This window comes from Flavobacterium gossypii (assembly GCF_014138495.1).
Classification (GTDB): domain Bacteria; phylum Bacteroidota; class Bacteroidia; order Flavobacteriales; family Flavobacteriaceae; genus Flavobacterium; species Flavobacterium endophyticum.
In genome coordinates this window covers 303,558-325,063 of the sequence record NZ_JACJIS010000004.1, presented here as the reverse complement: position 1 = coordinate 325,063, position 21,506 = coordinate 303,558, and the positions used below count along the sequence as shown (strand labels likewise).

Annotated in this window: 21 protein-coding genes and 1 tRNA gene; 10 read left to right on the top strand and 12 right to left on the bottom strand. The window is 36.0% G+C overall.

Features of this window, described 5'->3' with window-relative positions; genetic code table 11:
• The first annotated feature begins 22 nt into the window (after positions 1 to 22).
• The 3 genes from GGR22_RS16185 to GGR22_RS16175 all read left to right on the top strand — a co-directional run bounded on the left by GGR22_RS16185 (position 23) and on the right by GGR22_RS16175 (position 3,689).
• On the top strand, positions 23 to 502 hold the full coding sequence (locus GGR22_RS16185) for an Lrp/AsnC family transcriptional regulator (protein ID WP_056067456.1): 480 nt from the start codon (positions 23 to 25) through the stop codon (positions 500 to 502).
• A 79-nt stretch (positions 503 to 581) separates the two neighbouring features.
• Positions 582 to 3,161 carry a phosphoenolpyruvate carboxylase gene (locus tag GGR22_RS16180; protein ID WP_182494498.1) on the top strand — a complete coding sequence of 860 codons (2,580 nt, stop codon included), beginning with the start codon at positions 582 to 584 and terminating at the stop codon, positions 3,159 to 3,161.
• Between the two features lie 12 nt (positions 3,162 to 3,173).
• Entirely contained in the window at positions 3,174 to 3,689 is a 516-nt protein-coding gene (locus GGR22_RS16175) for a DinB family protein (RefSeq protein ID WP_182494497.1), read from the top strand.
• On the opposite strand, the gene GGR22_RS16170 is transcribed toward GGR22_RS16175, so the two are convergent.
• The 5 genes from GGR22_RS16170 to aroB all read right to left on the bottom strand — a co-directional run bounded on the left by GGR22_RS16170 (position 3,684) and on the right by aroB (position 8,472).
• Positions 3,684 to 4,001, bottom strand: a complete 318-nt coding sequence (locus GGR22_RS16170; protein ID WP_182494496.1) for a hypothetical protein — start codon at positions 3,999 to 4,001, stop codon at positions 3,684 to 3,686. The genes GGR22_RS16175 and GGR22_RS16170 overlap by 6 nt on opposite strands.
• A gap of 199 nt (positions 4,002 to 4,200) precedes the next feature.
• Positions 4,201 to 4,599, bottom strand: coding sequence for a DNA primase (locus GGR22_RS16165; RefSeq protein WP_121376977.1), 399 nt, complete (start codon positions 4,597 to 4,599; stop codon positions 4,201 to 4,203).
• Between the two features lie 9 nt (positions 4,600 to 4,608).
• Positions 4,609 to 5,580: a deoxyhypusine synthase family protein gene (locus tag GGR22_RS16160; protein ID WP_182494495.1), complete on the bottom strand. Its 972-nt coding sequence runs from the start codon at positions 5,578 to 5,580 to the stop codon at positions 4,609 to 4,611.
• A 130-nt stretch (positions 5,581 to 5,710) separates the two neighbouring features.
• The gene (locus GGR22_RS16155; protein ID WP_121376978.1) at positions 5,711 to 7,111 is read right to left on the bottom strand and encodes a type III PLP-dependent enzyme domain-containing protein; all 1,401 of its coding nucleotides are present in this window, start codon (positions 7,109 to 7,111) and stop codon (positions 5,711 to 5,713) included.
• A gap of 293 nt (positions 7,112 to 7,404) precedes the next feature.
• Complete coding sequence (gene aroB, locus GGR22_RS16150) at positions 7,405 to 8,472, bottom strand: 3-dehydroquinate synthase (RefSeq protein WP_182494494.1); 1,068 nt, start codon at positions 8,470 to 8,472, stop codon at positions 7,405 to 7,407.
• A gap of 173 nt (positions 8,473 to 8,645) precedes the next feature.
• Here aroB and GGR22_RS16145 point away from each other — a divergent pair, with 173 nt between their 5' ends.
• Positions 8,646 to 9,815, top strand: a complete 1,170-nt coding sequence (locus tag GGR22_RS16145) for a proline dehydrogenase family protein (RefSeq protein WP_182494493.1) — start codon at positions 8,646 to 8,648, stop codon at positions 9,813 to 9,815.
• A 96-nt stretch (positions 9,816 to 9,911) separates the two neighbouring features.
• Here GGR22_RS16145 and GGR22_RS16140 read toward each other — a convergent pair whose 3' ends face one another.
• A complete protein-coding gene (locus GGR22_RS16140) occupies positions 9,912 to 10,565 on the bottom strand; it encodes a YceI family protein (RefSeq protein WP_182494492.1) in 654 nt (217 codons plus the stop codon).
• A gap of 185 nt (positions 10,566 to 10,750) precedes the next feature.
• Between GGR22_RS16140 and GGR22_RS16135 the strand changes: the two genes are divergently transcribed.
• Entirely contained in the window at positions 10,751 to 11,641 is an 891-nt protein-coding gene (locus tag GGR22_RS16135; protein WP_182494491.1) for a winged helix-turn-helix domain-containing protein, read from the top strand.
• 62 nt (positions 11,642 to 11,703) lie between these two features.
• On the opposite strand, the gene GGR22_RS16130 is transcribed toward GGR22_RS16135, so the two are convergent.
• From GGR22_RS16130 to porX, 5 genes are all read right to left on the bottom strand, one after another.
• Positions 11,704 to 11,778 (bottom strand) — tRNA-Val (locus GGR22_RS16130).
• 60 nt (positions 11,779 to 11,838) lie between these two features.
• On the bottom strand, positions 11,839 to 12,225 hold the full coding sequence (locus tag GGR22_RS16125; protein ID WP_182494490.1) for a DUF4258 domain-containing protein: 387 nt from the start codon (positions 12,223 to 12,225) through the stop codon (positions 11,839 to 11,841).
• A 29-nt stretch (positions 12,226 to 12,254) separates the two neighbouring features.
• The gene (locus tag GGR22_RS16120; RefSeq protein ID WP_121376985.1) at positions 12,255 to 13,448 is read right to left on the bottom strand and encodes an alanine dehydrogenase; all 1,194 of its coding nucleotides are present in this window, start codon (positions 13,446 to 13,448) and stop codon (positions 12,255 to 12,257) included.
• 120 nt (positions 13,449 to 13,568) lie between these two features.
• Positions 13,569 to 13,976, bottom strand: a complete 408-nt coding sequence (gene tsaE, locus GGR22_RS16115; protein ID WP_121376986.1) for a tRNA (adenosine(37)-N6)-threonylcarbamoyltransferase complex ATPase subunit type 1 TsaE — start codon at positions 13,974 to 13,976, stop codon at positions 13,569 to 13,571.
• An 11-nt stretch (positions 13,977 to 13,987) separates the two neighbouring features.
• Positions 13,988 to 15,541: a T9SS response regulator signal transducer PorX gene (gene porX, locus GGR22_RS16110; protein WP_182494489.1), complete on the bottom strand. Its 1,554-nt coding sequence runs from the start codon at positions 15,539 to 15,541 to the stop codon at positions 13,988 to 13,990.
• Positions 15,542 to 15,846: 305 nt separating this feature from the next.
• Here porX and GGR22_RS16105 point away from each other — a divergent pair, with 305 nt between their 5' ends.
• Complete coding sequence (locus GGR22_RS16105; RefSeq protein WP_121376988.1) at positions 15,847 to 16,098, top strand: hypothetical protein; 252 nt, start codon at positions 15,847 to 15,849, stop codon at positions 16,096 to 16,098.
• Between the two features lie 412 nt (positions 16,099 to 16,510).
• On the opposite strand, the gene GGR22_RS16100 is transcribed toward GGR22_RS16105, so the two are convergent.
• Positions 16,511 to 16,831, bottom strand: coding sequence for a hypothetical protein (locus GGR22_RS16100; protein ID WP_182494488.1), 321 nt, complete (start codon positions 16,829 to 16,831; stop codon positions 16,511 to 16,513).
• Positions 16,832 to 17,006: 175 nt separating this feature from the next.
• Between GGR22_RS16100 and GGR22_RS16095 the strand changes: the two genes are divergently transcribed.
• The 4 genes from GGR22_RS16095 to lpxA are packed head-to-tail and all read left to right on the top strand — an operon-like array spanning position 17,007 to position 21,496.
• Positions 17,007 to 18,245 (top strand): HD domain-containing protein, encoded by a 1,239-nt coding sequence (locus tag GGR22_RS16095; RefSeq protein ID WP_182494487.1) that lies wholly within the window; start codon positions 17,007 to 17,009, stop codon positions 18,243 to 18,245.
• Between the two features lie 30 nt (positions 18,246 to 18,275).
• The gene (lpxD, locus tag GGR22_RS16090) at positions 18,276 to 19,319 is read left to right on the top strand and encodes a UDP-3-O-(3-hydroxymyristoyl)glucosamine N-acyltransferase (protein ID WP_182494486.1); all 1,044 of its coding nucleotides are present in this window, start codon (positions 18,276 to 18,278) and stop codon (positions 19,317 to 19,319) included.
• Positions 19,312 to 20,700 (top strand): bifunctional UDP-3-O-[3-hydroxymyristoyl] N-acetylglucosamine deacetylase/3-hydroxyacyl-ACP dehydratase, encoded by a 1,389-nt coding sequence (locus tag GGR22_RS16085; RefSeq protein ID WP_182494485.1) that lies wholly within the window; start codon positions 19,312 to 19,314, stop codon positions 20,698 to 20,700. The genes lpxD and GGR22_RS16085 overlap by 8 nt, the downstream gene beginning before the upstream one ends.
• 10 nt (positions 20,701 to 20,710) lie before the next feature.
• A complete protein-coding gene (gene lpxA, locus GGR22_RS16080) occupies positions 20,711 to 21,496 on the top strand; it encodes an acyl-ACP--UDP-N-acetylglucosamine O-acyltransferase (RefSeq protein WP_121376993.1) in 786 nt (261 codons plus the stop codon).
• Positions 21,497 to 21,506 lie beyond the last annotated feature (10 nt).

The window sequence follows — 21,506 nt, the reverse complement described above, 5'->3', positions numbered from 1 at the left end:
ACAAATACAAACATAAAATTATATGAATAAGTTTCGTTTAGATGAAGTTGATCATCAGATATTAGATATGCTGATTGACAATACAAGAGTTCCTTTTACAGATATTGCAAAAAAATTATTAATTTCTGCAGGAACAGTTCACGTGAGAGTTAAGAAAATGGAAGAAGCTGGTATTATCATGGGCTCTTCTTTGACGTTGAATTACGAGAAATTAGGATATTCTTTTATTGCATATGTGGGAGTTTTTCTTCATAATACATCACAAACTAAGTTTGTCTTGGAAAGAATCAACGAAATTCCTTTTGTGACAGTAGCTCACGTTACTACAGGAAAATTCAATATTTTCTGCAAAATCCGCGCAATGGATACAAAACATGCTAAAGAAGTCATCTTTATGATTGATGATATCGAAGGTGTTTACAGAACAGAAACAATGATTTCTCTTGATGAGAGCATCAACGATAAAAAACGCCTGATGCACACTATCTTCAAGGATATGTAATCTTTTGATAAAATATTTTTTAAGACCCTCTTGTGAAAACTTGAGGGTTTTTTTATTAATTTAAGGCAAAATTATTGAAATGTATACATCCCCAAAATTAGAAAGATTTGAAGAAAACGTACTTGCTAAGTATCAGATATACAATAGTATTTTAATTACCCTTCCATTCGATAATATTGGCAATACCGGAATCTTGTTGCCGCTTTTTGCCGAAGTCTGTGAGTCTGGCTTCAAAAAGCAATGGAAGCCGCAGCAGATAATCGACTATTTTTCAGAAAAATACCTAGATAATGCCTCTGAAAAAGAAAAAATCGATCTGATGTTCCGGTTTATTCAATATGTAGAAAGGCAGGTTGTTTTGTTTGATGCCATTGAAGACGCTGCTTTTTCAACTGTCAACAATTTAGATGGCGCAAATTCGCTTAGAAATACAAAAGATAAGGCGGAATCAAAAGACAATCTCAAAGAACTAAAAGCTTTTTTTGAAGAATTTAAAATCCGTACGGTACTGACGGCGCATCCTACACAGTTTTATCCAGGGTCAGTTTTGGGTATCATTACGGATCTCGAAGAAGCTATCAAAGGCAATAATCTAAAAAGGATTAAAGAATTATTAGCTCAATTAGGAAAAACACCTTTTATTAAAAAAGAAAAGCCTACTCCGTTTGATGAGGCCGTGAGCTTGACATGGTACTTGGAAAATGTCTTTTATGAAACAGCCGGAAAAATGATGCATTTCTTTCAGAAAAACATCTTTGAAGGTGAATTGCCGAAAAACCAGATATTGAATTTAGGATTCTGGCCAGGAGGCGATCGTGACGGAAATCCTTTTGTGACTACCGACATCACTTTGCAGGTAACAGAAAGGTTACGGACATCTATCTTGAAATGCTATTATAAGGACATCAGAAATTTGAAAAGAAAGCTCACTTTCCATCAGGTTGATAACCTATGGACAGAACTAGAGCACAAGATTTACCGTTCCGTATTTTATTCTGAAGGCGATCTTTATATAACGCTCGATGAGATGAAAGCGGCATTACAAGAAGTAAGAAACAGGATAATCGAAAATCACCAATCGTTATATCTGGATGATCTTGACGAATTCATCAACAAAGTAAATCTTTTCGGTTTTTATTTTGCGACTTTGGACATCCGCCAAAACAGTAAAATCCATGATGCCGTTTTTAAGGATATAGTCAAAGTGACTAATGAACGTAAACTGTCGCTTTTTCCTGAAAACTATTCTTCATTAGCTGAAAAAGAAAAAATTGCTATACTCACAGAAGCAAAAGCAAAATTGGATTCCGGATGGTTCGAAGACGATATAACAAAAGCAACAGTTGAATCAATCTATGCAATCAAGAAGATACAAGAACAGAACGGCGAGCTAGGGGCAAACCGTTATATTATCAGCAATAACCAAAGCGCTTTGAATGTTTTGGAAGCTTATGCTCTGTTTCAATTGTGCGACTGGGAAGACCCAGCAGTAGATATTGTGCCGCTTTTTGAAACAGTTGATGATTTAGAAAATGCTGAGCAAGTTATGAAGACTCTTTATACCAATCAGTCGTATTCTGCACATCTAAAACGCAGAAACAATAAACAGACAATCATGCTAGGCTTTTCTGACGGAACAAAAGATGGGGGATATTTGATGGCCAACTGGAGTATTTATAAGGCTAAAGAAGCATTGACTTCAATTTCAAGAGAATATGGAATTGAAGTAGTTTTCTTTGACGGAAGAGGCGGACCGCCAGCGAGAGGAGGAGGTAAGACGCATAAGTTTTATGCCTCACTTGGACCGAATATCGAAAATAATGAAATTCAGATTACCATACAGGGCCAAACGATCAGTTCTAATTTTGGCACTTTGGATTCTTGTCGCTATAATTTGGAGAATCTGTTGAGTGCTGGTGCGGCAAATCAAGTCTTTTATAAAGGAGAAAACGAACTTTCAGAAAAAGAAAAACAGATTTTGGAAGAACTTTCGCAGATCAGCTACAAAGAATACTCAGACTTTAAAAACCATCCGAAATTTATTCCTTATCTCGAAAGAAGAAGTGCGCTTAAATATTATGCGATGGCAAATATAGGAAGCCGTCCTTCAAAAAGAAGCCAATCGGCACAGCTTGATTTTAATGATCTAAGAGCGATTCCTTTCGTTGGAGCTTGGAGTCAGCTCAAGCAAAATGTTCCAGGTTTTTTCGGTGTAGGTTCTGCGCTGAGACATTTTGAAGAAAATGGCAACTGGCAGCAGGTAGAAGATCTGTATGCGCATTCGCTTTTCTTTAAGACGTTGATTGAAAATAGTATGATGTCTTTAGCAAAATCTTTCTTCCCGCTTACAGCTTATATGAAAGAAGATGCTGAATTTGGTGAATTTTGGGAAATTATATTTAACGAATTTAAAGAAACCAAAAGACTCCTCTTAAAGATATCCGGATTTGAGTCGCTTATGGAAAATTATCCTGACGGAAAAGCGTCAATACAGATGAGAGAGCAGATCGTACTTCCGCTATTGACGATCCAGCAATATGCTTTATCAAAGATTAACGAGTTGGGTAATAAAAACCAAGATGAACTGCTCAAAATATACGAAAAGATTGTAATGCGTTCTCTTTTTGGAAATATTAATGCCAGCAGAAATTCCGCTTAAAGATATTAAACTATGAAAACAAGCCAACTGTTACAGGCAGAATATGCACCTTATTACGCTACTTATATTTCAAAGGTAGAAGAAGCCGATTTAGTTGAAGAACTTGAAATTTCTGTACACGAATTTATAAAATTTGTACAAAATATTCCTTTAGATAAATATGATTACAGCTACGCTGAAGGAAAATGGACCATAAAAGATATTATCCAACATCTGATGGATTCGGAAAGGATTTTTGCTTACAGAGCTTTGAGAATTGCCAGAAACGATAAGACTCCGTTGGCTTCATTCGAAGAAAATGAGTATGCAGCAATAGCAGGTGCCAATCAAAGAAGCATTCGGGATTTATTGACAGAACTGTCGATCGTGAGACAATCGACTATAGCTTTATTCAAGACTTTTAGTGAAGATGTCTTGAAAAGAATTGGCGTAGCTTCCGGATATGACGTATCAGTCCGTGCTTTAGGAGTTATAATTATAGGACACCAAAAACACCATCAGAGAATATTTATGGAACGCTATTTATAGCTTGGAGAAATAACGCGTTCCTGTTAAGATATCGATTATCTGCACGATTGCAAACAAGATAAATACAAATAAAAACAGAACAATGCCTTTTTCTTTGACGTGTTTGTTTCTTGAAAATAGCGATATCACAAATAGGAGGAAAGCTATAGGTATTACAAGTTTGAAACCTCGCGTGATTTCAAACATTCTTAAGTAGATTCCTAAAATGGCCAGGCCCCACAATAAGAAGATTATTTTTAGCGCGATTAAAGTCTTAAAGTCAAACCATTCCTGGCAATGTTTCTCTTTTCCGTTGCTTCTAAATAAATGCATGATGTGTTTAGATTGGTGGTAGACTATAAAAATATAAAAATTCTATTTATTTTAAGATAAATATCGCTATAAGTATAAAAATAAACGATAAATTGCATGTATTTATTCTTTAAATTGTTAAAATTAAAACTTATAAGATTTGGTTTAAAATAGAAAAGGAGCTCCAATGGAGCTCCTTTTCTATTTATCGAGAAAGTGATTAGTCTTCGTCGTCTTCATCTTCATCGTCAGCGATATCAGAAATATCCCTGTCGTCTTCATCTTCGTCGTCAAGTTCTATTTTTTCTTCTTTTTCATCCTCGTCGTCATCGTCAGCATCATCATCTAGATCAAGATCTTTGATAGCGTCCATTGGCACTACTACATCTTCAAGATCATCATCTTCATCAAAGTTTTCAATTCTGCTGGCAAGCTTAGTACTCACTTTTACCAGATAGATAGTGTCTTCTGTTCTAACTTCGACAGCCTCAACCAATTCGTTTTTGGCATTCCTAAAGCGGATGATGTTGGAATCATCATATCCATCAGGAAATTTTTCGACGAGCAAAGTCAGAATTTCGTTGGTTAGTTTAGAATAATCTACAATAATTCTTTTCATAAATTTTTATTATAAGTCTAGTAGGTAAGCAAAAATTAATGGCGCCACAATGGTAGCATCCGACTCAATAACAAATTTTGGAGTGTTGATATCCAATTTACCCCAAGTAATTTTTTCATTTGGAACTGCTCCAGAATACGAACCATAACTGGTCGTTGAATCTGAAATCTGGCAGAAATAGCTCCAGAAAGGAACATCATGCATTTCCATATCCTGATAAAGCATTGGAACAACACAGATAGGGAAGTCACCGGCAATTCCTCCACCAATTTGGAAGAAGCCAACTCCGTTGCTGCTGTTCTTAGTGTACCAATCAGCAAGGAAAGTCATGTATTCGATTCCTGATTTCATGGTAGATGCTTTTAATTCTCCTTTGATAACATAAGAAGCAAAAATATTACCCATTGTGCTATCTTCCCATCCTGGTACGATGATAGGCAGGTTTTTTTCAGCAGCGGCATACATCCAGCTGTCTTTTAAGTCAATTTCATAGTATTCTTCCAGAACGCCAGAAAGTAACATCTTGTACATGAATTCATGCGGGAAATAACGCTCTCCAGCATCTTCAGCATCTTTCCAGATTTTATGGATGTGTTTTTGCAATCTTCTGAAAGCTTCATGCTCAGGGATGCAAGTATCTGTAACACGGTTTAATCCTCTTTCTAATAAATCCCATTCTTGCTGTGGCGTCAAATCACGGTAATTTGGAACTCTTTCGTAGTGAGAATGCGCGACAAGATTCATGATATCCTCTTCAAGGTTGGCTCCTGTACATGAAATAATCTGAACTTTATCTTTTCTGATCATTTCAGCGAAAATCTTTCCGATTTCGGCTGTACTCATAGCTCCAGCAAGAGTTACCATCATTTTTGCACCGTTCTGTAATTGTTGCTCGTAAGCTTTTGCTGCATCAACTACAGTTGCAGAATTGAAATGCAGGTAGTACTTTTCAATAAACTGACTGATTGGTCCTTTACTCATTTTGTTTTTTGTTAGTTTCTTTTTCAATGTTTGTTCCGAATCAATTCAAAATTTGGATTTTTTGAAAAGTGGTTAATCGGATGGTTTTGATACGAGACAAAATAGTCTCGAATTATTTTTCAAAAATAAATTATTTTTTGGCGTATCCTAATATTTTTAGAACATCTTCTGAACTTTGTTGCTCAGAAAAAACTTCGGTCGCCAAAATTCCATTTTCATCGCGATCAATCAAAATGTGTTTTGGCTGTGGAATCAAGCAGTGATGCAATCCTCCATAACCTCCAATGGTTTCTTGGTAAGCTCCTGTATTGAAAAATCCAATATACAAAGGCTTTTCTTTATTATACTTTGGAAGATAAATCGCGTTCATGTTCTGCTCTGAGTTGTAATAATCATCGCTATCGCATGTCATTCCTCCTAAAAGGACTCTTTCATATTGGTCGTTCCAACGGTTTACAGCCAGCATGATAAAACGCTTGTTTATAGCCCAAGTATCAGGAAGCGTGGTGATGAAAGATGAATCAATCATGTTCCATTTCTCTCTGTCGTTTTGCTGTTTTTGATATAACACCTGATAGATCGCTCCACCACTTTCGCCAACTGTAAACGAACCAAATTCGGTAAAAATGTTTGGAACGTCAACTTCTGCCTCGTCACAAGCAATTTTAATCTGATTGATAATTTCGTCAATCATGTATTGGTAATCATACTCAAAAGCTAGAGAATTTTTTATTGGGAATCCTCCTCCAATATTAAGACCGTCAAGAGTAGGACATTCCTTCTTAAGAGCAATATATACTTTGATACATTTTACAAGCTCATTCCAATAATAGGCATTATCATTAATACCAGTATTGATAAAGAAGTGAAGCATCTTAAGCTCCAGATTTTTATTTTCCTGAATCTGCTTTTTGTAAAAGTTTACGATGTTTTTATACCCTATTCCTAATCTTGAAGTATAAAACTCAAATTTAGGTTCTTCTTCCGCTGCAATCCTGATTCCAATTTTGAATTTTCCTTTTATTTCAGCTTGAAGAAGATCTAATTCTTCATAATTATCGATAATCGGAATAGCATTCTTGTGGCCATTATTGATTAGTCGCGCAATATTGGTAATATATTGGTCTCTTTTGAAACCATTACAGATTACATAAGTGCTCTTGTTAATCTTGCCATTTTCCAATAAGTTTTCGACAATATTGATGTCAAAAGCCGATGAAGTTTCGATATGGATGTTGTTTTTAAAAGCCTCATTCATCACAAATTCAAAATGAGAACTTTTAGTACAATAGCAATAGTAATATTTTCCTTCGTATTTGTTTTTTTCCATCGCTTTTCTAAACCAACCTTTTGCTCGGTTGATATTGTTGGAAATTTGAGGAAGATATGTGAATTTTAAAGGCGTGCCATATTGCTCAACAATTTTCATCAGGTCGATGTTGTGGAACAAAAGGTTGTCTTTATTTAGTTTGAACTCGTCTTGAGGGAAATAATAAGTTTGGTTGATTAGATCAAAATATTTTGTATTCATTTATTTGTCAGGATTTTAAATTAAAAATAAGAAAAAATAATTTTTTAATCTAAAGTTCAAACCCTAATATTTGCATAAATGATTGGCAACTTTTCCTGGTATGTATTGGAGTATTGAAAAATATCAAAATTTAAGATGCTTTTTATGCCAAAAGAACCTTTCAGGAAATACTGAAAAGCTGCTTTGTTTTCGCTACTGCAGGCGGAAAAAGGAATCGCGTTTTGACTTTTTTTCATTGGGGCAAATGTAAAAAATATTATAACTGATATGCAACGATTTTTATTAAAAATATATTAAGAATTGTATTCTAAAAACGAATCTACAATCAATTCATTGTCAATGATTTGTCCTGTTTTTATATTTCCGATTCCGTCAAGAAGTGCAAATTGGATTGTTCCGTATTCGTTTTTCTTGTCATGAACAAGTAATTCCAGTATGGGTTGCAGGTCTTTTTCTTCAAAAACGATGCGTTCGAAAATTGCATCAATCCCTGTCTTTATTTCTTCGTATTCTTCTTCAGAAATTAGATTTCTTTTTAAGGAGATATAGCTTTCAAGTATCATTCCTGCTGCAATCGCTTCGCCGTGGAGTAACGTGGTTTTACTTTCGCTTTCAAGGAAATAACCTTCAATTGCATGTCCTAAAGTATGTCCGAAATTTAGCGATTTTCGGATACCATTTTCTTTAGGATCTTGCATTACAATTGTATTTTTTATTTCAACTGACTGATAAATTAAAGTGTCTAAATCATCTGTATTTAAGTTGTTTAAGTCTAAAAATAAAGACCAATATCTTTTGTCAAAAATCAGTCCGTGTTTTAGCATTTCGGCTAGTCCTGAACGCATTTCGTTTTGAGGAAGCGTGGCTAAATAATGCGTATCGATCAAAACCAGTTGCGGTACATTTATAACGCCAATCTGGTTTTTAAGATTTCCCAAATCAATGCCATTCTTTCCTCCAACGGAAGCATCGACCATTGCTAATAAGGTGGTTGGGACATTGATAAAATCGATTCCTCTTTTAAATGTCGAAGCCACAAAACCTCCCATATCGGTCACGACACCGCCACCTACATTAATTATAAGGCTTTTTCTGTCGGCGCCCAGTTCTGTCAACACATTCCAAAGCTCGATGCAAGTTTCTATATTCTTATTGCTTTCGCCTGGTTCAAATTCGACAATCTCAATATTTAAGTCCGTTTCAAGATTAGGAAGAAATAGAGGAAGGCAGTGCTCATTCGTATCGCTATCGGCAAAAATAAAAATGGCAGAATATTTATTTTCTGCAAGATGCTTGTTTAATGCTTCGTAGGCGTTTTCATTAAAATGTATTGGGTAGCCGTTAGCTTGGATTGATTTCATCAAGGTATTTTTTCGTGCCATAAAAATTAAGCAGTATTCGTATGAGGAATACCCAGTCATATTAGTAGTTATGGCAAATTGTTTATTTCTAACTTTTAAAAGGCAAAATAAGGCAATTTTTAAGAAAAAATCACTTAGCTCTATTTATATTTGCAGCATTATTAAACAAACGAATGGAAAAGATTTTCAACAATACACAAGTTGCTTTTGCGCTAAAGAGTGATACTGAACTTGATAGGGCTTATTTTCTTTTTAAAATGATTGCATCGGAACCTTTGGTACGAATTGGTACGGCAGTTACGAATTTTGCCTTAAAGGCACATTTACCAGTAGAAGGTCTGATTAGGGCTACAGTTTTTGATCATTTTTGCGGAGGCGTAAATGAAGAAGATTGCCTGTCAGTCGTAGATAAAATGTTTACGAAAGGCGTTTCGTCTGTTTTGGATTATTCTGTTGAAGGAAAAGAAGAAGAGGAACAATTTGACCAGGCATTGGAAATGACCCTAAAAACCATCGAATTCGCAAAAGAAAGACTTGCTATTCCTTTTGCTGTTTTTAAGCCGACTGGCTTTGGAAGGTTTGAATTGTATGAAAAGCTAGGAGAAGGAAAAACTTTTTCTGTAGAAGAAGCGGCAGAGTGGAAGCGTGTAGTTGAACGATTTGATTTAGTATGCAAGACAGCAAATGCGAAAGATGTGGCTTTGCTGATTGATGGTGAAGAAAGCTGGATGCAAGACGCGGCAGATGATTTGGTACTGGAAATGATGCGTAAGTATAATAAGGAAAAAGCAATCGTATTTAATACCTTACAGATGTATCGTTGGGATCGATTGGATTATTTGAAAAAGATCCACGAAATAGCAAAAATCGAAAATTTCTATATCGGAATGAAGCTGGTTCGAGGTGCCTATATGGAAAAAGAAAACAAACGCGCTGAAGAAAAAGGCTATATTTCTCCGATTTGTATTTCAAAAGAAGCTACCGATATCAACTATGACGATGCAGTGATGTATATGGTGGAACATTTAGAAAAAATGTCAATTTTTGCAGGGACTCATAATGAGGAAAGCTCCTATAAGCTAATGAAGCTTATGGATGAAAACGGAATTGAAAAAGGCGATCACAGAGTTTGGTTCGGACAATTGTATGGAATGAGCGATAATATCAGCTATAATTTAGCATCTAATGGTTATAATGTTGCCAAATATTTGCCATTTGGTCCCGTAAGGGACGTGATGCCGTATTTGATTCGTAGGGCTGAAGAAAATACTTCCGTTGCAGGACAGACAAGCAGAGAGCTAAATCTTATTAAAACAGAAAGAGATAGGAGGAAAGGGAAATAAACTTTCTTTTAGATTACAAAACAAAGCCGGTTTCTTAGAAGCCGGCTTTGTTGTTTTATTTAGCAAAGATTAGACGTGCCTAAAACTTACAGCTGTTTATTTTTTTGCTATGATATTTATATTGAATTCAATGGAATCCGATATAGTCTGATCAGCTAAAAGATCATAGAATTTTCTCGATTTATATCGAATATCCCATGCTGTTCGATCAATGACCAATTTGCCATTCATTTTGACTATACTATCCTTAACTTCGATTTTGGCTGGAAAACTAACTGGGTGTGTAATATTTTTAATGGTCAAGTTTCCAGTAACTCTTTTATTCTCACCATTTATTGGTATGGCTTTGCTAAGTACAATTGTAGAAAAGGGGAATTTTTCAACATCGAAAAAATCAGGATCTTTTAAGTGCTTAATAAGCCCATCATCACTCTTATGGGCTTCGTCTTCAATCGTATTCATGTCGACTTCAGCTGTACCACCTATAAGTTGGCCGTTTTCAATTATCAATTTTCCTTTTGATATAGAAATATACCCTGTGTGAGTATTTAAACCATTTAGTGTTCCGCCTTTCCACATTACAACACTTTCTTTTGAATCTATTGTGAAATATTCTTCATTCCCATCGTGTAGGGATACGGAATTTGCCAATGCATTGTTTTTATTTTCCTCTTTTACAGTTCCGCGGCAACCGAAGAGCAAAGGAGTGATAATTAAAATTAAGTAATTGATTGATGTCTTGTTGTTCATACTACAGAAATTTATTGATTAATAATAATTGATTAAATGATTTTAAAATTTATTACTGACCGGCTGCATCTTTAAAACTTGTGACGGTCTTTCCTTCATAGTGCGAAACTACTTTGAAATTTTTCGGCTTGAAGGATCTGAATTGTAAATAAAATTGTAAACTTTGTAAATAAAAACTTGACGCTATGTATCATAGTCGAAATCACCTCTTTGGAAAACGCAAATACCTATTCGGATTGATATTACTTTTGTTTGTCTCAGTAATCTGCGTGGCTTTCAGTACGGAGGATAGTAATGATTTTGATATAGCCAAAAGAGAAGTTTTGCTCCGTAAAATCGGACATGAGCTACTTTTACAATCGGGAGACAATACTTCAAGAGTGCTTCCTGTAAAAAAGATCGCCGAAAATGAGTACCAGATTACGTTTGAGAATGACCTAACTTTTCAACCGGACTCGCTAATGAATACTACTAGACATTTTTTAGACAAAGCTCCGCTCGTAGGTGATTATATTGTTAACGTTCTGAACTGTAGTAATGGCAGTGTAGCTTATGGGTATACTATATCAAAAAATAAGGAAGATGAAATTGTAGCCTGTACGGGAAGAAGTCAACCTAGAGCATGCTACATAATCAATATTAAATTCAAACCAACTGGTATAAATACAGCTAAGAATGGGTACCTTCTGGCCAGCCTGCCATTTTTAGCATTTGTCGGGTTTGTTTTTTTTAAATCTGTTAAACCACGAAGAGTTTTGCGTGACAATCATCACGCAAATAAGTTCACTTTAGGCTCGGTGCTGTTTGATGCGAAAAACAGGAAACTCATCATAAATGAAAAGACAATAGATCTGACTGGAACTGAAACTCGTGTATTGCTCATTTTTGCGTTGTCTCCCAATGAGATTATAGAGAGAAGCCGGCTGCAAAAAGAAATCTGGGAAGATGATGGTGTTATTGTGGGACGTAGTCTGGATATGTTCATATCAAAACTTAGAAAAAAATTAGAAATTGATCCGAATATCAAAATTGTTGTTATACGTGGTAAAGGATATAGGCTTGAAATTAGCTCTTAAAAAAGTTTGTTTCGTAGTTTTGCAAAATGAAAAAAGCCGAAACTTTCGTTTCGGCTTTTTTGTGGGCGATGAGGGATTCGAACCCCCGACCCTCTGGGTGTAAACCAGATGCTCTGAACCAACTGAGCTAATCGCCCTGATTGCGAGTGCAAATATACACGAACTATTTGTATTTGCAAGGTTTTCTGTCGCTTTTTTTAATCTTTTTTTATCTCCTTTAAAATAACTTTGTCGGAGTAATTGACCATTGAAACCGTAATGGGTTCACCTTTAGTGTTTTTTCCTTTGATAAAATAAATTTTTCCGTGCTCAAAAGACTTATTGCTAATTGAAAAATCTACATCGCCATATTGCATGCAATTCTTCACGTCTTGTAAGGTTACCCAATTTTCTTTTAATATCGCTTCAGATTCTGGAGAATAATGCATCGGCTTGCTTCTCAAATCCTGTAAAACACGGCAGTTTGGGAAATAGCAGAAATTTACATTTCTTGATTCGGCTTTTGCTTGAAGGAAATAAACGACGATTATGGTTCCTAATAATAATCCTCCTAAATAATAGGCAAGGCGCTGTGAAAACTTCATTATATCTTAATTTTGGCGCAAAGATAAGATTAAAAAACAATTAAATTGATGTCGCTTCCTGGCAAATCAAACCAATCTCCAATAGCTTTGTTGGTTAAAATGCCATGATATAAATATACGCCGTTTTTTAATCCTTTATTGCAGCGAATAGCACTTTCGATGCCGCCATCTTCGGCAATTTGTAATAAATATGGCGTAATGATATTGCTAATAGAAAGCGAAGCAGTTTTTGAGTACCTTGAAGGAATATTTGGTACACAGTAGTGGATTACATTATTTTTGATAAAAGTAGGCTTTTCGTGTGTAGTAACTTCCGAAGTTTCAAAACATCCGCCCGTATCGATACTTACGTCGACAATCACGGCTCCCTTTTTCATGTGTTCTACCATGGTTTCTGTTACAACGACTGGGCATCGGTCTTTTCCTCTCATGGCTCCGATGGCGACATCACATCTACGCAAAGCTTTTAGAAGTGACTTGGGTTGTATGGTAGAAGTGAAGATTCTTTGATTCAAGTTGTTTTGTAATCTTCGCAATTTTGTGATGGAATTGTCAAAAACTTTTACGTTGGCACCTAATCCGATGGCGGTTCGGGTTGCAAATTCTGCTACGGTTCCAGCGCCGATAATTACGACTTCAGTAGGAGGTACTCCTGTAATATTGCCAAACAACAAGCCTTTTCCGAATTGATTGTTAATCATCAATTCTGCTGCAATCAAGATAGAACCTGTTCCTGCTATTTCACTTAGCGATTTTACAGCAGGATAGGAGCCATCGTCATCTTTTATAAATTCAAAAGCAAGCGCTGTGATTTTCTTTTTGGCCAGGGCTTCAAAGTATTCTTTTTTTCGGGTTTTTATCTGCAGGGCCGAAATGACAAGCGAATTGCTATTCATCATTTCAATTTCTGCAATCGTCAAAGGCTCGACTTTTAAGACCATCGGGCATTTGAATACTTTTTTTGTGTCTTGAGTAATTTCAGCACCGGCATCGCTATATTCTTGGTCAGTATAGCTTGAGCTTTCGCCTGCGCCAGCTTCGATTAAGATGCGATGTCCATGGGAAGTTAAGGAATTCACAGCATCCGGTGTCAGGCAAATTCGACGTTCCTGATAGGAAGATTCTTTAGGTATTCCAATAAACAGGTCGCTTTTTTTGCGTGCAACTTCCAGTTTTTCCTCTTGAGGCATCAACTGTTGTTTTGTAAAGGGTGTGAATGACATATTTCCTGCTGTGAATTAAAGGTCTAAGTTAAGAAAAAGTTGTGAAGTTGCAAGAACTCAATGCTATAAAAATTAATAACCCTGCTAAGGCACGAAACGCAAGCAGGGCTAGCAATAATTCTATTTTAAGGTAAGCTTTCTCTTTCCGTCTTTTCCGACTTTTATAGTAACGGTCGAATGTTCTGATGGAATAAGACTCGGAATCTTTTCGGCCCATTCAATAAAGCACCATTCGCCAGAATAGAGATATTCGTCAATCCCCATGTCATAAGCCTCGCTTTCGTTATTAAGTCGGTATACGTCAAAATGATAGACAATTTCACCTTTATCAGTCTCGTATTCGTTTACTAATGAAAAAGTAGGGCTGGAAGTCGCATTCGAAACCCCTAATGCTTTAGAAAGCGCCTTAATCATAGTCGTTTTTCCGGCACCCATATCGCCGTGAAACAATACGACTTTGTGTAATTTTTGAGACAGTATTTTTTGAGCTGCTTGATGGATTTCTTCAAGCGTGAATTGTATTTCCATTTATTTAAAATCTATTTTGGGTTGAACACCAAAAACGGAATGATCATTTCTTCAAGAGAAATTCCGCCGTGCTGGTAGGTGTTTCGGTAATAGCTGACATAGTGATTGTAATTGTTGACGTAGGCCAAAAAGTAATCATTTTTTGCAAAAATATAAGAACTGCTCATATTTATAGCAGGCAGTTGGATACTTTTCGGATCTTTTACAGCATATACGTCCTTGTCTTCGTAGGTCAAGCTTCTTCCTGTCTTATAGCGAAGGTTTAGGCTGGTATTTCTATCGCCAATAACTTTTGACGGATTTTTTACGTTAATTGTTCCGTGATCGGTTGTCAAGATGAGACGAAAGCCCATCTGTTGTGCTTGCTGGATGATTTCTAAAAGCGGTGAATTTTTAAACCAGCTCAAGGTTAGAGAACGGTACGCTTTATCATTGGAAGCCAATTCTTTAACCACATCCATCTCTGTTTTGGCATGGGAAAGCATGTCAACGAAATTATAAACAACCGTTACCAAGTCGTTGTTTTTTAAGGTCTTGAAATTATCAACAAGTTTTTTTCCGCCAGCAAAATTCGTGATCTTAAAATAATCCTGCTTGATATTCATTCCAAGGCGACGCAATTGTTCTGTCAGGAATTCGGCTTCGTATAAATTTTTTCCGCCGTCTTCTACGTCATTTTTCCAGTATTGTGGGTATTTTTTCTCCATTTCCAATGGCGTCAATCCAGAAAAGATAGCATTTCTAGCATACTGTGTTGCTGTAGGAAGTATTGAAAAAAACGGCGTCTCTTTTTCTAATTTGTAATGATTGCTAACCACGCCTTCAAAAGCCTTCCATTGATCGTATCGCAAATTGTCGATTACGACGAATAGGATAGGGCGGTCCTTTTTCTTCAATTCAGGAAGGACGAGTTCTTTGAAAAGTGTATGCGACTGCACAGGTTTGTCGGCTTTTGGCAAGAACCAATCTTCGTAGTTGCGCTCGATGAATTTTCCAAATTGTGAATTTGCTTCGACTTTTTGGGATTCTAAAATCTCAAACATGCTTTGGTCGTCAATATTTTCAAGCTCCAATTCCCAATAAAGTAATTTTTGGTAGAGTTCTATCCAGTCTTCATAAGAATTAACCATCGATAATTCCATAGAAATTTTTCGGAATTCTTTTTGGTAATCCAGCGTAGTCTTTTCAGAAACCAACCTAGTATTGTCTAGGTTCTTTTTCAGGCTCAAAAGAATCTGGTTAGGATTTACAGGCTTGATGAGATAATCTGCAATTTTTGATCCGATGGCCTCTTCCATGATATATTCTTCCTCGCTTTTCGTAATCATGATTACAGGCGTAGCAGATTTTTTTTCCTTCATTTCCGAAAGCGTCTCTAGGCCGCTCATTCCAGGCATGTTTTCATCTAGGAAAACGATGTCAAAATTACCTTCTTCAAAGATATCGATAGCATCGCGTCCGTTATTGCATGTGGTTACATCATAGTTTTTTTTCTCAAGAAATAATATGTGTGGCTTGAGCAGATCAATTTCGTCATCAACCCAGAGTATCTTTATTTTGTCCATATTTTAGGGTGTAGTTATCTTAGCTATTATGTCGCAATTTAACACTTTTGTCATTCGAATATCTTAAAATTTATGTAAAATAAACGTGCTAAATGGACAACGATATTTTCAAAGAATTATTGAGGATAAAACAAAAAATATTGCTGTATTTTCAACTTTTAAAACAGTAAAGCGCTAGATTGATATTTTTTAGCATGCAAAAATGATTATAATTCATTGAAATCTAGTGTTTTAATTTGTAGTTATTGGTTTTTTTTGTAAATTTGAGAGGATAATTTACTTTATTAACTTAAATCTCAGCAATCATGGACACGAACAGCAAAAAAACAATTGAGGAATGGGATGTAGAATGGTTTGGTGGAAATTCTACCGTTGCCTTCAACAATATGCAAAATCTGAAGTATCTTGAATCTGAAGAATTCAATCAAAAAGCAAAGGTAATGTTTGAAAAATCCCTAGAAGAAGATCATGTAGATTATAGGCCCCATTCTTTTACCAGATCCTCTTTGAGAACACCGGAAGCTAGAGTAATTACTGAAAATACTCCAGATAGGTAAGTCAAAGCGAACCTAAGAATGTAAGATATGCTAAGTATCAGAATCTGATAGTATTATTTCTTGTGCTATAATTTAAATTATAAAAAAAGGCTCACATAAATAGTGAGCCTTCTCTTTTTACTTGACGAAAGTGCTATCACTTACGACATTATTTTTTTGTTGGTTGCTGTCACTTGCACTGCCATCGTCACAATTGCTGCAGCTTGCTATAAATGCCCATGACAATAATAGCAAGGAAGAAATGAGTTTCATTGAATTTTTCATAAGATTTTGTTTTTGTTTCTTCCAAGTTATAAAATCATAAAGCTTGTTATTTTATATTTAAATAAAATTTTTTTATACAATTTTTAGCATTAAAAAAGGTCTCCTGAACTACTAGGAGACCTTTTTCTTCAATACTCTAAATAGAAAGCTATTTATTTCTTGGTTTTTTAACAGGTTGTACGCCAGCAGTGCTGTCTTTTCTCACAGGCGACAATTTGTCGGGATTCACTTTCGTGTAATTTTTTGACTGTCCTTTATCTTTCGATTTCTTTTCAGCTTCTATGGCATCATCATTTTTCTTCTTTTCAGCATCAATCCGAGCGGCTCTTTCTACTTCCGACTGAGTATTTCTTGGCGGTTGTTGCTGTATTTGGTCTTGATCTGGCTGTTGATCATCGACTTTGTCAACTTGTGCTGAAGCAAATCCAATGCTTGCAAAAAAGGCAGTGGCTATTAATAACTTTTTCATGATTTCTTTTTTTAGCTTTTTTGTATATTTAAAGTTACGGCATAAAAATGTATTCTTAACTCTTTTGCATTTCAATTAACTGCAATTTAACTGCCTATGCTAAATAGTGTTAATTATAGGATTTTAGTTGAAAACTGCCTAACTTGCTTATATTTGTACTCCAATTTTAACAACAGTGAGCCATACCAATAAATTAAAGATATTTAATGATCCTATTTATGGATTTATAACTATCCCGGATACGCTTTTATATGATTTGATTCAGCATCCTTATTTTCAAAGGTTGCGTAGAATCTCGCAGATGGGATTGTCCTATTTGGTATATCCAGGCGCGCACCATACTCGTTTTCACCATGCTTTGGGTTGCATGCACATTATGCAAAAGGCAGTGGAAGTGCTTCGATATAAAGGGGTCCTTATTTCCAATGAAGAAGAAAGAGCTTTGTACGTTGCTATCTTGTTGCATGATATTGGGCATGGGCCTTTTTCTCATGCTATGGAGCATAGTATCGTAGAAAATGTTAACCATGAGGCCATATCGATGCTCTTTATGAATAAGCTAAATGAAGAATTTAACGGACAGCTTACTTTAGCCATACAAGTTTTTAAAGGCGAATATCATAGGAAATTCATGCTGCAACTGATTTCAAGCCAATTGGACATGGATAGAATGGATTATTTGAAAAGAGATAGCTTTTATTCAGGCGTTGCTGAAGGAAATATCAATTCCGATCGTCTGATTCAGATGATGAATGTAGTTGACGATGTTTTGGTAATTGAAGAAAAAGGAATCTACTCGGTCGAAAAATTCCTTATGGCAAGAAGGCTAATGTATTGGCAAGCCTATCTGCATAAGACAAGTCTTGTCGCCGAAAATATGCTCGTTAGAGTATTAAAAAGAGCAAAAGAGCTAGCCCAGAAAGGAACAATCTTGCCGGGCAGTGAACCCTTGCTGTATTTTATGCAGCATAAGGTGGAATTAGCTGATTTTGATGATGCAGTTTTAGAAAAATTCTCGCAATTAGACGATTCAGATATTATTTCAGCATTAAAAGCATGGCAGCACCACAACGATTTTATATTGAGTGCTCTAAGTAAAATGATTATCAACCGTGACTTATTAAAAATCAAGCTCAACAGCGAAAAATATACGCCAGAAGATGTAGAAGAATTAAAGTCAAAATTGGCTAATTTTTATCGAATTTCACAACAAGAAGCCTCTTATTTCATATTCAAAGGAAAAATCAAGAACCAAGCCTATAACAAAGATGTAGAGCCTATCAAAATATTAAAGAAAGACAAGACGATTGAAGATGTCGTAGAAGCTTCAGACCAGCTAAATTTAAAGGCGCTCTCGAAGCCTGTAACCAAATATTTTATTTGTTTTCCAAAAGTACTTGCGGAAAATTCATAAATAAAATCAAATTTTTATATTTTTGTCAAGATGAAATTCACAGCAGAACAAATAGCAGGCATTTTAGAGGGTGAAGTAGTGGGGAATCCCAATGCGGAGGTTTACAAGCTGTCAAAAATCGAAGAAGGTTCAGAAGGTTCCTTGACATTTTTGGCCAACCCTAAATACCTTAATTATATTTATACGACTCAAGCAACGATTACGATTGTAAATACTACATTTATTCCTGAGTCAGAAATTACAACTACACTTATCAAAGTAGAAGATGCCTATAAATCATTTTCCAAACTATTAGAATACTATAATCAGGTAAAGCTGATGAAGTCAGGTATTGAACAGCCTTCTGTAGTTTCTGAAAATGTAACCTACGGTGAAAACCTTTATTTGGGAAGTTTTTGTTACCTTGGAAAAAATGTGACTATTGGCGAAAACGTAAAGATCTATCCTAATAGTTTTATCGGCGATAATGTATCAATAGGTGACAATACTATTATTTTTGCAGGAGCAAGAATATATTCCGAAACTGTAATCGGTAAGAATTGTACGATTCATTCAGGTTCTATCATCGGTTCTGATGGATTTGGTTTTGTTCCGAATGAAGAAGGAATTTACAGCAAAGTGCCTCAAATCGGGAATGTTATCATCGAAGACAATGTCGATATTGGATCATGCACAACAATAGACAGAGCTACTTTAGGATCTACCGTAATCCGAAAAGGCGTAAAGCTGGATAACCAGATACAGATTGCTCATAATGTCGAAATTGGTGAAAATACGGTTATTGCCGCCCAAACAGGTGTTGCCGGTTCAACTAAAATAGGAAAAGGCTGCCAAATAGGCGGACAGGTTGGTATTGCAGGGCATTTGGTAATAGGGGATGGTGTAAGAATCCAAGCGCAATCTGGAATTGGAAAAAACATTAAAGAAGGAGAAGTAATCCAAGGAAGCCCGAGCTTCGGATATTCCGATTTTAATAAATCATATGTCCATTTCAAAAACTTGCCAAAAATTGTATCCGATATAGAAGCATTAAAAAAACAAATAACAAACGAAAATAGCATAAACAATGGTTAAACAGAAAACCATCAAGAATGAAATCTCGCTAACAGGTGTGGGATTGCATACTGGGAAAGATGTAAAAATGACTTTTAAGCCTGCTCCAATCAACAATGGTTTTACATTCGTAAGAGTAGATTTAGAAGGACAGCCTATTATTGAAGCAGATGCCAATTACGTAGTAAATACACAGCGAGGCACTAATTTAGAAAAAAAAGGAGTAAAAATTCAAACTTCTGAGCATGTCTTGGCAGCGTTCATTGGCTGTGATATCGATAACGTTATCATTGAATTAGATGCTTCTGAACCGCCGATTATGGACGGTTCTTCTAAGTTTTTTGTTGAAGCTATCGAAAAAGCAGGAATCGAAGAACAAGACGCAGAACGTAACGTATATGTCGTAAAAGAAGTTATTTCTTATACTGACGAAGCTACCGGAAGTGAAATTTTGGTAATGCCTTCAGACGATTATCAAGTCACTGCAATGGTAGATTTCGGTACTAAAGTTTTAGGTACGCAAAACGCTACTATGAAAAGCATTGCCGATTTCAAGACAGAAATTGCAGATGCTAGAACGTTCAGTTTCTTGCATGAACTTGAAGCTTTATTGGAAAATGGACTGATTAAAGGTGGCGATTTAAACAATGCCATCGTTTATGTCGATAAAGAAATTTCTGAAAGCACTATGGAAAACCTAAAAGTGGCTTTTGGAAAAGAAAAGATATCTGTAAAACCAAACGGAATTTTAGACAACCTGACTCTGCATTATCCTAATGAAGCTGCCCGTCACAAATTGCTTGACGTTGTCGGTGATTTGGCTTTGATCGGAACACGTATTAAAGGAAAAATTATAGCAAACAAGCCTGGACATTTTGTGAACACGCAATTCGCTAAAAAAATGTCTAAAATTATCAAGATAGAACAAAGAAATCAAGTTCCTGTTTTCGACTTGAACCAAGAGCCTCTGATGGACATTCATAAAATCATGAGTATTTTGCCTCACAGGCCGCCATTCTTGTTCATCGACAGGATTATCGAAATGTCTGACACGCACGTTGTGGGACTTAAAAACGTGACAATGAACGAAAGCTTCTTCGTAGGGCATTTCCCTGGAGCACCTGTAATGCCAGGTGTTATCATTGTTGAAGCTATGGCTCAATCAGGAGGAATCTTGATATTGAGTTCTGTTCCAGATCCTGAAAACTACCTAACTTATTTTATGAAAATCGACAATGTAAAATTCAAGCACAAAGTATTGCCTGGAGATACCCTGATTTTCAAATGCGATTTGATTTCTCCGATCAGAAGAGGGATCTGCCACATGCAAGCGAATGCTTATGCTAACGGAAAGTTAGTAGCGGAAGCCGAGCTAATGGCGCAAATCGCAAAAATTAACTAAAAAGAAATTTATGAATCAACCATTAGCATACGTTCACCCTGGCGCAAAAATCGCTAAAAATGTTGTAATAGAGCCGTTCACTACAATCCACAATAATGTAGTAATTGGCGACGGAACCTGGATTGGTTCTAATGTTACCATCATGGAAGGCGCTAGAATAGGGAAGAACTGTAATATATTTCCAGGTGCCGTAATTTCTGCAGTACCGCAAGACTTAAAATTTGGAGGTGAAGATTCACTAGCTATTATCGGCGACAATTCAACAATAAGAGAATGCGTAACCATTAATAGAGGTACAATTGCTTCTGGACAGACTGTAATTGGCAAAAATTGCTTGGTTATGGCCACTGCCCATATTGCGCACGATTGTCATATCGGAGACAATGCGATTATTGTAAACGGTGTAGCGTTGGCTGGTCACGTTACCGTTGGTAATTATGCAATTATTGGAGGTCTGGCGGCAGTACACCAATTCATCAATATTGGAGATCATGCTATGATTTCTGGCGGCTCTTTGGTTAGAAAAGACGTACCTCCTTATACTAAAGCCGCAAAAGAACCGCTTTCTTATGTAGGAATCAATTCAGTAGGTCTGAGAAGAAGAGGCTTTTCAACAGAAAAAATCAGAGAAATTCAAGAGATTTACAGAATTTTATACCAGAAAAATTACAATACAACCCAAGCTTTGGGAATTATTGAGGCTGAAATGGAAGCAACTCCAGAAAGAGATGAAATTATTCTGTTTATCAGAAATTCATCAAGAGGAGTAATGAAAGGATATACAGGGATTTATTAGTTCCCAAGAA

Bases quoted from the DNA above. Each gene is read 5' to 3' on its own strand.
- GGR22_RS16185 (WP_056067456.1), top strand. From the start codon at position 23: ATGAATAAGTTTCGTTTAGATGAAGTTGATCATCAGATATTAGATATG.
- GGR22_RS16180 (WP_182494498.1), top strand. From the start codon at position 582: ATGTATACATCCCCAAAATTAGAAAGATTTGAAGAAAACGTACTTGCT.
- GGR22_RS16175 (WP_182494497.1), top strand. From the start codon at position 3,174: ATGAAAACAAGCCAACTGTTACAGGCAGAATATGCACCTTATTACGCT.
- GGR22_RS16170 (WP_182494496.1), bottom strand. From the start codon at position 4,001: ATGCATTTATTTAGAAGCAACGGAAAAGAGAAACATTGCCAGGAATGG.
- GGR22_RS16165 (WP_121376977.1), bottom strand. From the start codon at position 4,599: ATGAAAAGAATTATTGTAGATTATTCTAAACTAACCAACGAAATTCTG.
- GGR22_RS16160 (WP_182494495.1), bottom strand. From the start codon at position 5,580: ATGAGTAAAGGACCAATCAGTCAGTTTATTGAAAAGTACTACCTGCAT.
- GGR22_RS16155 (WP_121376978.1), bottom strand. From the start codon at position 7,111: ATGAATACAAAATATTTTGATCTAATCAACCAAACTTATTATTTCCCT.
- aroB (WP_182494494.1), bottom strand. From the start codon at position 8,472: ATGAAATCAATCCAAGCTAACGGCTACCCAATACATTTTAATGAAAAC.
- GGR22_RS16145 (WP_182494493.1), top strand. From the start codon at position 8,646: ATGGAAAAGATTTTCAACAATACACAAGTTGCTTTTGCGCTAAAGAGT.
- GGR22_RS16140 (WP_182494492.1), bottom strand. From the start codon at position 10,565: ATGAACAACAAGACATCAATCAATTACTTAATTTTAATTATCACTCCT.
- GGR22_RS16135 (WP_182494491.1), top strand. From the start codon at position 10,751: ATGTATCATAGTCGAAATCACCTCTTTGGAAAACGCAAATACCTATTC.
- GGR22_RS16125 (WP_182494490.1), bottom strand. From the start codon at position 12,225: ATGAAGTTTTCACAGCGCCTTGCCTATTATTTAGGAGGATTATTATTA.
- GGR22_RS16120 (WP_121376985.1), bottom strand. From the start codon at position 13,448: ATGTCATTCACACCCTTTACAAAACAACAGTTGATGCCTCAAGAGGAA.
- tsaE (WP_121376986.1), bottom strand. From the start codon at position 13,976: ATGGAAATACAATTCACGCTTGAAGAAATCCATCAAGCAGCTCAAAAA.
- porX (WP_182494489.1), bottom strand. From the start codon at position 15,541: ATGGACAAAATAAAGATACTCTGGGTTGATGACGAAATTGATCTGCTC.
- GGR22_RS16105 (WP_121376988.1), top strand. From the start codon at position 15,847: ATGGACACGAACAGCAAAAAAACAATTGAGGAATGGGATGTAGAATGG.
- GGR22_RS16100 (WP_182494488.1), bottom strand. From the start codon at position 16,831: ATGAAAAAGTTATTAATAGCCACTGCCTTTTTTGCAAGCATTGGATTT.
- lpxD (WP_182494486.1), top strand. From the start codon at position 18,276: ATGAAATTCACAGCAGAACAAATAGCAGGCATTTTAGAGGGTGAAGTA.
- GGR22_RS16085 (WP_182494485.1), top strand. From the start codon at position 19,312: ATGGTTAAACAGAAAACCATCAAGAATGAAATCTCGCTAACAGGTGTG.
- lpxA (WP_121376993.1), top strand. From the start codon at position 20,711: ATGAATCAACCATTAGCATACGTTCACCCTGGCGCAAAAATCGCTAAA.